This window comes from Herminiimonas sp. CN (genome assembly GCF_000622895.1).
In the GTDB taxonomy this organism is placed as follows: Bacteria; Pseudomonadota; Gammaproteobacteria; order Burkholderiales; family Burkholderiaceae_D; genus AVCC01.
In genome coordinates, this window is the sequence record NZ_AVCC01000034.1 from 18,395 (window position 1) to 31,315 (window position 12,921).

Annotated in this window: 12 protein-coding genes; 3 read left to right on the plus strand and 9 right to left on the minus strand. The window is 57.9% G+C overall.

The window, feature by feature from the left end; genetic code table 11:
• Window positions 1-173 precede the first annotated feature (173 nt).
• Window positions 174-377: a cold-shock protein gene (locus tag HMCN_RS0109235; RefSeq protein ID WP_010395943.1), complete on the minus strand. Its 204-nt coding sequence runs from the start codon at window positions 375-377 to the stop codon at window positions 174-176.
• A 335-nt stretch (window positions 378-712) separates the two neighbouring features.
• On the opposite strand from HMCN_RS0109235, the gene clpS reads away from it, so the two are divergent.
• Window positions 713-1,021, plus strand: a complete 309-nt coding sequence (clpS, locus tag HMCN_RS0109245) for an ATP-dependent Clp protease adapter ClpS (protein WP_025917120.1) — start codon at window positions 713-715, stop codon at window positions 1,019-1,021.
• On the plus strand, window positions 1,018-3,321 hold the full coding sequence (gene clpA / locus HMCN_RS0109250; RefSeq protein WP_025917121.1) for an ATP-dependent Clp protease ATP-binding subunit ClpA: 2,304 nt from the start codon (window positions 1,018-1,020) through the stop codon (window positions 3,319-3,321). Before clpS ends, clpA begins: the two co-directional genes overlap by 4 nt.
• A gap of 207 nt (window positions 3,322-3,528) precedes the next feature.
• Here the strand turns inward: clpA and HMCN_RS0109255 are convergent, their stop codons facing one another.
• The 6 genes from HMCN_RS0109255 to HMCN_RS0109280 all read right to left on the minus strand — a co-directional run bounded on the left by HMCN_RS0109255 (window position 3,529) and on the right by HMCN_RS0109280 (window position 11,015).
• Window positions 3,529-4,626 carry a M48 family metalloprotease gene (locus HMCN_RS0109255; RefSeq protein ID WP_155837509.1) on the minus strand — a complete coding sequence of 366 codons (1,098 nt, stop codon included), beginning with the start codon at window positions 4,624-4,626 and terminating at the stop codon, window positions 3,529-3,531.
• Window positions 4,627-5,076, minus strand: coding sequence for a dUTP diphosphatase (dut, locus tag HMCN_RS0109260; RefSeq protein WP_025917123.1), 450 nt, complete (start codon window positions 5,074-5,076; stop codon window positions 4,627-4,629).
• A 46-nt stretch (window positions 5,077-5,122) separates the two neighbouring features.
• The gene (gene coaBC, locus HMCN_RS0109265; protein WP_025917124.1) at window positions 5,123-6,331 is read right to left on the minus strand and encodes a bifunctional phosphopantothenoylcysteine decarboxylase/phosphopantothenate--cysteine ligase CoaBC; all 1,209 of its coding nucleotides are present in this window, start codon (window positions 6,329-6,331) and stop codon (window positions 5,123-5,125) included.
• 176 nt (window positions 6,332-6,507) lie between these two features.
• A complete protein-coding gene (gene lspA / locus HMCN_RS0109270; RefSeq protein ID WP_025917125.1) occupies window positions 6,508-7,008 on the minus strand; it encodes a signal peptidase II in 501 nt (166 codons plus the stop codon).
• A 75-nt stretch (window positions 7,009-7,083) separates the two neighbouring features.
• Window positions 7,084-9,975 carry an isoleucine--tRNA ligase gene (ileS, locus tag HMCN_RS0109275; RefSeq protein ID WP_025917126.1) on the minus strand — a complete coding sequence of 964 codons (2,892 nt, stop codon included), beginning with the start codon at window positions 9,973-9,975 and terminating at the stop codon, window positions 7,084-7,086.
• A gap of 62 nt (window positions 9,976-10,037) precedes the next feature.
• Window positions 10,038-11,015, minus strand: coding sequence for a bifunctional riboflavin kinase/FAD synthetase (locus HMCN_RS0109280; protein WP_025917127.1), 978 nt, complete (start codon window positions 11,013-11,015; stop codon window positions 10,038-10,040).
• A gap of 451 nt (window positions 11,016-11,466) precedes the next feature.
• On the opposite strand from HMCN_RS0109280, the gene HMCN_RS0109290 reads away from it, so the two are divergent.
• Complete coding sequence (locus HMCN_RS0109290) at window positions 11,467-11,982, plus strand: chemotaxis protein CheW (RefSeq protein ID WP_025917128.1); 516 nt, start codon at window positions 11,467-11,469, stop codon at window positions 11,980-11,982.
• A 67-nt stretch (window positions 11,983-12,049) separates the two neighbouring features.
• On the opposite strand, the gene HMCN_RS0109295 is transcribed toward HMCN_RS0109290, so the two are convergent.
• Window positions 12,050-12,469, minus strand: a complete 420-nt coding sequence (locus tag HMCN_RS0109295; RefSeq protein WP_025917129.1) for a YidB family protein — start codon at window positions 12,467-12,469, stop codon at window positions 12,050-12,052.
• 88 nt (window positions 12,470-12,557) lie between these two features.
• On the minus strand, window positions 12,558-12,921 hold a 364-nt coding region (locus HMCN_RS0109300), incomplete at its 5' end, for a 16S rRNA (uracil(1498)-N(3))-methyltransferase (protein WP_025917130.1).

The window sequence follows — 12,921 nt, forward strand, 5'->3', positions numbered from 1 at the left end:
GCAGTCGTTAATCGTTGATGATTAATGGCACCAAGTACGAAGGCCGGATCTGATCCGGCCTTTTTCAATTCTGAGCAGGGTTTTCTGAAAATATTTTCTACTCAAGCAGAAATGCGGGCGAAAAAAAACCCTGCATTGCTGCAGGGTTTTCCGAAAACTGGTTAATCCAGAAATTACGCAGCCTGGATATTTGAAGCTTGCTTGCCTTTAGGGCCTTGCGTGACTTCGAACTGAACTTTTTGACCTTCTTTGAGGGTCTTGAATCCGTTCATGTTGATTGCGGAAAAGTGCGCGAACAGATCTTCACCACCATCATCTGGAGTGATAAAGCCGAAGCCTTTAGAATCGTTGAACCACTTGACTGTACCTGTTGCCATAATGCATCTTTCAAATAGAAAAAATCACACGAGTCATAAAGCAAGAAACATCAAAATCGCTGCTTCAAACTAGATACTCACTTCAATATTGACAAGAAAAAATTTCTTTGCTTGCAATACATACCATTGTTCTCGGAAAAAAATAACAAGGTCAAGACGATTTTTAAGTAGGGTAAACATTTTTTATTGCGCCAGATCGAACAAAACGCTCTTGATTTGATCTTCATAGATGCCATCTGCGAACAGGAGAGAAAACGCGTAATATCCAAACAAATGAGTACCCCACGTCGGTTTTGACGCGTTGTGCCCGAAGTCGAACGGATTAGAATAGACGCATGGTAACCAAGCATGAAAACGGTACGCTCATAGAGCGGCGTGAGCAGAAACTAAAGGCGCCACCGATGTATCAGGTGTTGTTGCTCAATGACGATTACACGCCGATGGAATTTGTGGTTGCGATTATTCAGGAGTATTTCAATAAGGATCGCGAGACGGCGACGCATCTGATGCTCAAAGTTCATCGTGATGGCAAGGCGGTATGCGGCGTATATTCGAAGGACATTGCGTCGACTAAAGTAGATCTTGTTTTAACGCATGCCCGTAAAGCGGGGCATCCCCTGCAATGCGTGATGGAGGAAGTATGATTGCCCAGGATTTGGAAGTAAGTTTGCACATGGCTTTTGTCGAAGCTCGCCAGGCACGACATGAGTTCATCACCGTCGAGCACTTGTTGCTCGCACTGCTGGACAATCCATCTGCAGCAGAAGTTTTGCGTGCATGCGCAGTCAATATCGATGACTTGCGCAAAACACTGTCTAATTTCGTCGCCGATAATACCCCGACGGTGGCCGGTACGAGCGAAGTCGATACGCAGCCGACCTTGGGTTTCCAACGGGTGATTCAACGCGCGATCATGCATGTGCAGTCGGCTTCGAACGGCAAGAACGAAGTCACCGGGGCCAATGTGCTGGTGGCCATATTCGGCGAAAAAGATTCGCATGCGGTCTACTATCTGCATCAGCAGGGGGTCACGCGTCTCGATGTGGTGAATTTCATTTCGCACGGGGTGCGCAAGGATCAGCAATCTGACGCGCAAAAACCGTCGGAGGGCACTGATGAAGCGCAGACAGAAGGGCAGCAGAGAGAAAGCCCGCTCGATCAATACACGCAAAATCTCAACAAGGCCGCCGCCGAAGGCAGAATCGACCCTTTGATCGGTCGCGAGTCGGAAATTGATCGCGTGATTCAGATCCTGTGTCGGCGCCGCAAGAACAATCCGCTGCTGGTGGGCGAGGCCGGTGTCGGCAAGACCGCGATTGCCGAGGGGCTGGCATGGCGCATCACGCAGGGCGACGTGCCTGAAATCCTGAGCAATGGCATTGTCTATTCGCTCGATATGGGCGCGTTGCTGGCCGGGACCAAGTATCGCGGTGATTTCGAGCAACGCCTGAAGGCGGTTCTGAAACAGCTTAAGGATAACCCAAACGGCATCTTGTTCATCGATGAAATTCACACCATCATCGGTGCCGGGTCGGCCTCCGGCGGTACGCTCGATGCTTCCAATCTGCTCAAGCCGGCGCTTGCCAATGGCCAGCTGAAATGCATCGGCGCCACCACCTATACCGAATTCCGCGGTATTTTCGAGAAGGATCATGCGCTGTCGCGGCGCTTCCAGAAAGTGGATGTGAACGAGCCGACTGTGGAGCAAACGGTGCAAATTCTGCGCGGTCTGAAATCGCGTTTCGAGGAGCATCACGGAGTCAAGTATTCGGCTCTGGCGTTGACCACAGCGGCGGAATTGTCGGCGCGCTTCATCAATGACCGCCATTTGCCGGACAAGGCGATCGACGTGATCGATGAAGCCGGCGCGGCGCAGCGCATCTTGCCCAAATCGAAGCAGAAAAAAACCATCGGCAAGGCGGAAATCGAGGACATCATTTCGAAGATTGCACGCATTCCGCCGCAATCGGTCAACCAGGATGATCGCAGCAAGCTGCAGACCATCGATCGCGACCTGAAGAATGTGGTTTTCGGCCAGGAACCTGCCATTGAGGCCTTAGCTTCCGCCATCAAGATGGCGCGTGCCGGCCTGGGCAAGACCGACAAGCCGATCGGCTCCTTCCTGTTTTCCGGCCCGACCGGCGTCGGCAAGACCGAGGTCGCCAAGCAGTTGGCCTTCGTTCTCGGCATCGAAATGATCCGTTTCGATATGTCGGAATACATGGAGCGCCATGCGGTGAGCCGCTTGATTGGCGCGCCGCCGGGCTATGTCGGCTTTGATCAGGGCGGTTTGCTGACCGAGGCGGTGACCAAGAAGCCGCATGCGGTGCTGTTGCTGGACGAGATCGAAAAGGCGCATCCGGACATCTTCAATATCCTGCTGCAGGTAATGGATCATGGCACGCTGACCGACAATAATGGCCGAAAAGCGGATTTCCGCAATGTGATCATCATCATGACCACCAATGCCGGTGCCGAAAGCCTGCAAAAACGGTCGATCGGCTTTACCGAGAAAAAAGAAGCCGGCGATGAAATGGTTGACGTCAAGCGCATGTTCACGCCTGAGTTCCGCAACCGTCTGGATGCAATCATCAGTTTCCGTGCGCTGGATGAAGAAGTCATCCTGCGCGTTGTGGATAAATTCCTGATGCAGCTGGAAGAACAATTGCACGAGAAGAAAGTCGAAGCGATTTTCACCGATGACTTGCGCAAGTTCCTGGCCAAGAAAGGCTTTGATCCGCAGATGGGCGCACGACCGATGGCGCGCCTGATTCAGGACATGATACGCAAGGCGCTGGCCGATGAATTGCTGTTCGGTAAACTGGTCAGCGGCGGCCGCGTAACGGTCGATCTGGATGACAAGGAGCAAATCAGCTTGAGTTATCCGGAGGATGGAGAGCCGGTTCCGCCGCCGGCGCCATCATTGGCAACGGAACTGGAATGATGCGATGACTGCGCGTTGATGTTAAAAACCCGAACGGCTACAACAGTTCGGGTTTTTTATTGGGTTCAAACCAGCAGTCAGTCCGTATTGATAAATATCGCCAGTATATTTTAATGTGCTCGATTTTGTTGCGATAAATATATGAATTATGCTTATGCTCCCACTTGAATCTGATTTTGGAAAAGATCTGAAAGAATTGTTGTGATATTAAGGTAGCAACGGTTTTTTGTTTGCCTGCTTGGCTTGGATTTCGGCTACTGTTTTGGCGATGGTCGCCAGGCGGTATCCGGTGGCCGGGTGTATTGCCGTATAGCCGTTCAGTATCGTGGCTGGATATTGCCGATCCAGTCGTTGCCAGAATGCTGCCGCATTGTCGATTGGATATCCCGCCCGGGCCAGCATATACAGCGATAGATTGTCGGCGGCGGCATCGAAATTCTGCGGATAGGCTTTTATTCCAGCCATGCCATTGATGGCATCCAGATCGGGGGTGTGGCGGATCAGGTTGTCGATGATGCCGCCGATGGTGGCGCTCATTTTTTGCTTGCTGGCATGCGCTAACGCGTTATGTGCGAATTCCCGCGCCAGCACCAGGGCCAGCTCTGCGTCCGATTGCACAAAATCCAGCATGCCGCGGGTAATCATCACGCGCTGGCCATCCGCGTAGGCATTGACGTTGTCGGCGTTGCCCAGTTCTACCGCGAACGCGCAGGCGCGCGTGAGCGGGATGCTGAGCGGGATATTCTTGTCATTGCGCGCCACGGTCAATTTGATCAGCGAACGATTGCGCACCAGCGGGCCCAGGATCGTGGCCGCCTGTCGTTCGGCGTTCGGGCCGAGCGGAAACGGCTTGTCGTTGACGCTGACCAGGCGGTCGCCGCGTTTGATGCCGGCGCGTTCGGCGCCGCTGTCGGTCAGTACCTGGATGACTTGCAACTGCTCGTCGAGGCCGTAGGCCTTTTGCGCGTCTGCGACGAATTCCTTGGGGAAGGAATACTTGTTCTTGGCGGAAAAGCCGAGCAGGTTGCGCGCATTAGCCTTGCATAGCGGCGCATTCTGGGTCAGCAAGGGGGCTGCGACCCGATACAGGCGCTCTTGCTGCACCACGATCGAGCGCAGCGGCGCCGGAGCCGGCAGCGCGCTCAACGTTGGAGCGGCAGGGCTTTTTGGGGGCGTCGTGGTTACCGGTTGCCGGGTGGCGCAGGCACTGAGCAGCAGTGCTGCCGCAGCCCATGCGGAAATCTGTCGCCAGCCTGTTGGGCGAATGCGCGCCTCAATTGCCGCGGGCGTATTAAATGTTGTCATTTAGTTTTTTCCGGTGCTGCCGAAGCCGCCGCTGCCGCGTCCGCTGGCATCGAACTCTTCGACAATGTTAAAGCCGACCTGCAGCACCGGTACGATCACCAGTTGCGCCAGGCGTTCCATCGGTTCCAGCGTGAAGGCGGTCTGGCCGCGGTTCCAGGTCGACACCATCAGCTGCCCCTGGTAATCGGAGTCGATCAGTCCGACCAGGTTCCCCAGCACGATGCCGTGCTTGTGGCCCAGCCCGCTGCGCGGCAGGATCATCGCTGCGTAGGCGGGGTTGGCCACATGGATCGCCAGACCGGTCGGAATCAGGTGCGTTTCGCCCGGTGCAATGCGCAGCGGCGCATCGATGCAGGCACGCAGGTCGAGCCCGGCGCTGCCGGCGGTGGCGTAGGCCGGCAGTTGTTCTTTCAGGCGCGGGTCGAGGATTTTGATGTCGATGGTTTTCATGGATTCTGCTTGTCGGTGGTTAGGGCAATCCGGCGGGGGCCGGATGCTAGTGCGGCAGGCGGCTGGCGATGGCTGCGATCAGTTGGCGCGCCAGCGCCTGCTTGTCGTTGCGCGGTAGCAGGGTGTGGCCGTGGGCGTCGAACAATATCAGTTCATTGTCGTCCTGGCCGAAAGTATGGTGGCCGATATTGCCGACCAGTAGCGGAATGTTCTTGCGCAGCCGTTTTTGTTCGCCGTACTGCAACAGGTTTTCCGATTCGGCGGCAAAGCCGACGCAGTACGGCCGCTTCGGCAACGCCGCCACGGTGGCCAGAATATCCGGATTCTGCGCAAATTCCAGCACTGGTCCAGTGTTTTTTTCACCCTCGCTGCCGTCTTTTTTGAGTTTCTGCGCGCTGGCATTCGCTACCCGCCAGTCGGCCACCGCCGCGACCGCGATAAAGACATCCTGCCCGGATAGGTGCGCGAGCACCGCATCGTGCATTTGTTGTGCGGTTTGGGCCGCGATGCGCTGCACCCCGAGCGGCGCGTCGAGCGTGGTCGTGCCGGAGACCAGGGTAACTTCGGCGCCGGCCTGCCGGGCGGCGCGGGCGATCGCGTACCCCATCTTGCCGGACGACAGGTTGGTGATGCCGCGCACCGGATCGATCGGCTCGAAGGTCGGGCCGGCGGTCAGCAGCACACGCTTGCCGGCCAGGATTTTCGGCTGGAAGGCGGCGATGATGTGTTCCAGCAGCTGGGCCGGTTCCAGCATCCGGCCCATGCCGTTTTCGCCGCAGGCCTGCTCGCCGGTGTCGGGGCCGAGCAGTTCGATGCCGTCGGCCGCCAGCTGTGCGACGTTGCGCCGGGTGGCGGGGTTTTGCCACATCTCGACGTTCATCGCCGGCGCCACCAGCAGCGGCAGCCGGGCCGGGCGCGCAACGCACAGGGTCGAGAGCAGGTCGTCGCAGGCGCCATGCGCCAGCTTGGAGATGAAATCGGTCGAGCAGGGTGCGATCACGATCGCGTCGGCGTCGCGGCTGAGGTCGATATGCGCCATATTGTTGGCGATGCGCGCATCCCACTGGTCGGTAAACACCGGCTGGCCGGACAGCGCCTGCATGGTCAGCGGCGTGATGAACTGGGTCGCGGCCTGCGTCATCACGACCTGCACCGAGGCGCCCGCCTTGCCCAGCGCCCGGGTCAGTTCCGCCACCTTGTAGCAGGCGATGCCGCCAGTCAGGCCGAGGACGATTTTTTTACCGGCAAGATCCATGGCTATTCCTTTGCTGCTTCGATAGTGAGCGTGTTGCCGCGCAACCGGCTGTTAAGCAAAAATATGGGAGTATGTTTATATAGCACGTACTTTCCGCACGGTCTTCATGGTATTCAAAAAATACACGAAATAGTATATCTAAAGCTCAAGCCGGCCGCAGCGCGCCATGAATGCTATTACCTATTGACGCGCCGCAGTTCATCGAGGATGAACAATCCCGCACCGATGAAAATGGCGCTGTCGGCAATGTTGAATGCCGGCCAGTGCCAACCGTTGAAATGCACGTCCAGGAAATCGATCACATGGCCGTACAGCACGCGGTCGATCACGTTGCCGATGGCGCCGCCCATAATCAACGCCAGCGCCCAGCAGAACAGGCGCTGGCCGGCGTGGCGCTGCAGCATGTAGACGATCACCAGCGCCGCGACCACGCCGATGGCGGTGAAGAAATAGCGCTGCCAGCCCGATTCCGCCGCCAGAAAGCTGAATGCCGCACCCCTGTTGTAGGCCAGCACCAGATTGAAAAAGGAAGTCACCGGATGCGATTCGCCAAAAGCGAATAACTTGGTAATGGTAATTTTGCTCAACTGGTCGAGCAGGATCACGATCGCTGCGATCCCGATCCAGGGCGTGATGCCGCTGCGCGGCTTGGAAGAAAAACGGTTTTTTGTTGCCATTGCAAGGTACTCCGAAGGTGCTTCAGGTTGGGCCGTCATGCCGGTTCGGCGGGCATGACGGGCTGCGGAGTCATGTCAGGCAAAGTGCCGCGTTTCGCCGGCGCCGAACAGATTGCTGATGCAGCGCCCGCACAGGCCCGGATGCTCGGCGTGGCTGCCGACATCGGCCCGGTAGTGCCAGCAGCGCTCGCACTTCTGGTATTTCGATGCGGTCACGACCACGCCTTCCTGTTCCGCGCTGGCGACTTCGACCACTTCGGCCTGCGAGGTGATCAGCACGAACTTCAGGTCGTCGCCCATGCCGTTCAGCAGCGCGAACTTGTCGCTGCTGGCCTGGATGCGGATCTCGGCCTGCAGCGAGGAGCCGATGGTGCCGGCGATGCGCGCTTCTTCCATCTGCTTGGTGACATCGGCGCGGATTGCGCGCAGTTGCGCGTACTTGGTCAGCAACGCGGCGGCGTCGGCCACCTCCGGCAGCGTGTAGTAGGTCTGGGTGAAGATCGTTTCGTCGCTGTCGGCCAGCGCTTCCTTGCTGGCGAACACGGCCCAGGCTTCCTCGGCAGTGAAGGACAGCATCGGCGCCATCAATCGCAGCAGCGCTTGCGTGATGTGCCAGATCGCGCTTTGTGCCGAACGGCGTGCGTGCGAGGTGGTGCCTCCGGTATACAGGCGGTCCTTCAGGATGTCGAGGTAGAAGCTGCCCAGGTCTTCCGAGCAGTAGCCTTGCAGCTTGGCCACCACCGGATGGAATTCGTAGGCCTCGTAATGGGCCAGGATCTCGGCCTGCAGGGCCGCCACGCTGGCCACCGCATAGCGGTCGATTTCCATCATTTCCGCAACCGGCACCGCATCCCGGGCAAAGTCGAAGTCGGAAGTGTTGGCCAGCAGAAAACGTAGCGTATTGCGGATGCGGCGATACGCTTCGGTCACGCGTTTCAGGATTTCGTCCGAGATATTCAGTTCGCCCGAATAATCGGTGGAGGCCACCCACAGGCGCAGGATGTCGGCGCCCAGCGTGTCGGAGATTTTCTGTGGCGCGACCACGTTGCCCTTCGACTTCGACATCTTCTTGCCTTCGCCGTCGACCACGAAGCCGTGCGTCAGCAAGGCCTTGTACGGTGCGCGGCCGTTCAGCATGGAAGAGGTCAGCAGCGACGAGTGGAACCAGCCGCGATGCTGGTCCGAGCCTTCCAGGTACAGGTCGGCCGGGAAGTGCGATTGCGCTGCGTGCGAGCCCTTGCCTTGTTGCCCCCCCAGCACGGTCTGGTGGGTGGTGCCGGAATCGAACCAGACGTCCAGCGTGTCCTTGTTCTTCACGTACATCGGCGCATCGTCGCCCAGCAGTTCGTTGATGTCGACCGCGTGCCATGCTTCGATGCCGTGCTGCTCGATGCGCTTGGCGACGATTTCCAGCAGTTCCGGAGTACGCGGATGCAGCGCGCCGCTTTCCTTGTGGACGAAAAAAGCCATCGGCACGCCCCACTGGCGCTGCCGCGACAGCGTCCAGTCGGGCCGGTTGGCGATCATGCCGTGCAGCCGGGCCTTGCCCCAGCCGGGATAGAACGCGGTGTCGTCGATCGCCTTGAGCGCGGTTTCGCGCAGGCTTGGGCCGCCGTCTTGCGGTGTGATGTCCATGCCGGCGAACCACTGCGAAGTGGCGCGATAGACGATCGGCGTCTTGTGGCGCCAGCAGTGCATGTAGCTGTGGTCGAACATCACCAGCTTGAACAGCGCGCCGACTTCCTCCAGCTTGCTGCAGATCGGTTTCGAGGCTTCCCAGATCGTCATGCCCGCGAAGAACGGCAGCCATGACGCGTATGTGCCGTCGCCCAGCACCGGCTTCAGGATCTCGTCGTCGGTCATGCCGTGCGCTTTGCAGGAAATAAAGTCGTCGACGCCGTAGGCCGGGGCCGAATGGACCACGCCGGTGCCGGTGCCGAGTTCGACGTAATCGCCCAAAAATACCGGTGAAGTGCGGTTGTAGCCTTCGTCAATGTCGGCAAACGGGTGCCTGAACTTGATCAGGTTCAGCGCTTCACCCTTGCAGGTGGCGATCACGCGGCCTTCGAGGCCGAAGCGCTGCAGGCTGGATTCGACCAGGTCGGTGGCCAGGATCAGCAGGATGGTCTCACCATTACGGACGGTTTGCACCAGCGCATAGCTGAACTCGGGATGGACGTTGAGCGCCTGGTTGGCCGGGATGGTCCACGGGGTGGTGGTCCAGATTACCGCGTAACCCTGGTCCGTTGGCAGTTGCGGCAGGCCGAAGGCGGCGGCGATCTTGTCCTGTTCGGCGAACGGGAAGCCGACATCGATGGCCGGGTCGCGTTTGTCCTGGTATTCGACCTCCGCTTCGGCCAGCGCCGAGCCGCAGTCGAAGCACCAGTTGACCGGCTTCAGACCGCGATATACATAGCCTTTTCCCAGCATGGTGCCGAGCGCGCGCAGCTCATCGGCCTCATTGCCGAAATTCATGGTCAGGTACGGGTTGTCCCATTCGCCCAGCACGCCGAGGCGGATGAAATCCTTTTTCTGGCGCTCGATCTGTTCGCTGGCGTAGGCGCGCGCCTTGGCCTGCACTTGCTCCACCGGCAGGTTCTTGCCGTACAGTTTTTCGATCTGGATCTCGATCGGCATGCCGTGACAATCCCAGCCCGGCACGTATTGGGCATCGAAGCCGGCCATGTTGCGCGCCTTGACGATCATGTCTTTCAGGATCTTGTTGACTGCGTGGCCGATGTGGATGTCGCCGTTCGCATACGGCGGGCCGTCGTGCAGGATGAATTTAGGGCGGTTCTTCGATGCCTTGCGGATACGCTGGTAGACCTTGCGTTCTTGCCACTGCTTGACCCACTGCGGCTCGCGTTTGGCCAGATCGCCGCGCATCGGGAATGGAGTTTCGGTCATGTTGACCGGATATTTGCTGTGCGGCTTGCCCGCGGGCTTGTTTGGTTTGTTATCGGACATGGTATTTCTTTAATGGTGTTCGTTGGGCCGGACTGCGCGAATGGATGATATGCGTCTGGCGTTCAAATTCGGTCGGTCGCCGTGGTGGCAGCTGCAGCGCGGTGCTTGAAGTAAGCGCGCGCTTGCGCCGCATCGTTGGCAATGGCGTCGGTCAGTGTCGGCAGATCGACGTATTTTTCTTCGTCGCGCAGCTTTTTCAGAAATTCGACCCGAATCAGTTTGCCATAGCATTGCTGGGCATAATCGAAGATATGTGTTTCCAGCAGCACGCGGCCGCTGTCGTCGACTGTCGGGCGCAATCCCAGGCTGGCGACGCCCGGCAGCGGCGTTTCGGCCAAGCCGTGGACCTGAACGATGAAAATCCCGCTCAGCACCGGATGCTTGTGCGTCACGCGCAGATTCAGGGTCGGGAATCCGAGCGTGCGTCCCAGCTTTTGGCCATGCACTACATGACCGGAAATCGCATACGGCTGGCCCAGCAATTGGCGCGCATGAGCAAAGTCGCTTGCCGTCAGTGCGGCGCGCACTGCAGACGAGGAAATGCGAACGCCACCATTGGTAACCGTGTCCTGCGCTACAACTTCGAAGCCATATTTTTTGCCGGACTCGAGCAGCGAGGCCAGATTGCCGGCGCGCTTGGCGCCATAGCAGAAATCTTCTCCGACGATCAGCCATTTGACGTGTAAGCCTTGTACCAGCACCTTTTCCACGAATTCCTGCGGAGTCAGGCTGGCGAAATGGGCATTGAAATGTTCGACGATGACGCGTTCGATGCCGGTTCTGGACAGGGCTTGCAGCTTGTCGCGCAGGTTCGCGATGCGGCTGGGCGCGCGACTCGGGTCACCGCTGATGTGGGCGAAAAATTCGCGCGGGTGCGGCTCGAACGTCATCACTGCCGCATCCAGTTGCAAACGAGCGGCGGCTTCGCACACGCGCGCCAGCAGAGCCTGGTGCCCACGGTGTACACCATCAAAGTTGCCGATCGCAAGCGCGCAGGGCGCACGCGATGCAGCATTGGGGAGTCCACGAAATACCTTCATACCGATTCAGTGTTGAGAATGCTGCAAAGCCTTGGATTATAAATGCTTTCCTGCACTTTCCCTTGGATTGTGCAACAGGCAATGGTTCGACGTTGCGGCGCCGTGCAAGGATTTTCCTGGCGCCGCACCTGCAGGCGATGCCAATTTTCCGCATCGATATCGATTAATTTAAAGTATTGCATATTTGTGCTATCTATCGCATGTTGTATAGTGACATTTGGAAATACAGCGCGCTGTATGTATATTGATCATATTGTTCGGCAACTCCGTGCGATTCTCGATCAGGGTGCGCCGGCAGATGCATGTGGTTAAAGTTTGATCATTAATTGTCGCTACCTGTAATATCTCGGTTACCGGCCAAATGCATGGTTGCAACCGAATTTTGATTTTTAGGCAGCCATCCCGTGCAGCACCGGATGCATCGTAATCACTTCTTTTTTAAGAGAGCACTATGTCTTCTCCTACACAATCAATCTCCGCAGCAGGCAATCACTCGAATCAGGTGGGTACGAATGGCCGCAACGAGTTTCTGGCATTCACTCTGGGGCAGGAAGAGTACGGCATCGACATACTTAAAGTGCAGGAAATCCGTGGCTATGAAGCGGTGACACGGATCGCCAACGCACCCGAGTTTCTCAAAGGCGTTATCAACCTGCGCGGCATCATCGTGCCGGTGGTTGACATGCGCATCAAGTTCAATCTGGGAACGCCGACTTATGACCAGTTCACGGTAGTCATCATCCTCAATATCGGCGGGCGCATCATGGGCATGGTGGTTGACAGCGTTTCCGATGTGATCACGCTGGTGCAAGAGCAGATCAAGCCGGCGCCGGACATGGGGACCGCCTTCGATGCCGATTATCTGATCGGACTGGGTACGGTTGAAGAGCGCATGCTGATTCTGGTAGATATCGATAAATTGATGTCTTCGGCCGAGATGGGCCTGATTGAAAAAATTGCGGCGTAGTGCCGGATCGAATTTTCCGGGCGAAAATCCGATCCAGGGCAGGGATTTGACTACAGATTACTGACGATTACTGACGTTTTCCCAGGAACTGACCTAGCATACCGGCCAAATCGCCCAGCCCGCCTTGCGGCACTTCACCATTCGGGGTCAGCCTGTCGATCAGGCCCGGCAGCATTTCCGACAAGTGGCTGGCCGCATCGCTTTGCGACAATCCGGCGGCCTGCGCCAATTGCTGTAATTGCCCGCCATCGCCCAGCGCCTGCTGGATCTGGTCGCCGGAAACCGGCGTATTCTGGCCGGTGCCGATCCATGAGGCTAGCGCATCGCCTAGTCCGGCGTTCTTGAGGCTGCCCATCAAGCCCTGCAGCCCGCCACCCTGATTGTCCGACAGCATTTGCAGCGCGGCCTGCAATAGCTGCGCTTTCGGATCGCCGGGTTGCTGTTGATCGCCGCCTAGCATGCCCATAGCCATATCGAGAAGTCCCATGATGCTCTCCTGATCGAAAAATCAATACTAACCACTGTAGTGCATTAATCCCGGTTTGTGAATGCGGCGGGGTAAATTTTGCAATCGATCACATTCCACCCCAGATCGCATTCAGCGCTGCCAGCGCCGCCAGCCCTGCGGTTTCGGTGCGCAGCACGCGCGGCCCCATCGATAGCGGTAATGCGCCTTGCGCGATGGCCAGTTCCTCCTCGGCGGCGGTGAAGCCGCCTTCGGGGCCGATCATCAGTGCCAGCGCCTGCGGCGGATGATGGCGCGCCCAGTCCGACACCGACTGTTCGGCGCGCGGGCTGAGCAGGACGCGCCGATGCAGGTCCTGGCAGCCGATCCAGTTCCTGTAATCGGCCGGTGCATTGAGCTGCGCCAGGCGATTGCGTCCGCTCTGCTCGCTGGCGGCAATGATGACGCCCTGCCAATGCGCCAGTTTTTTTTCC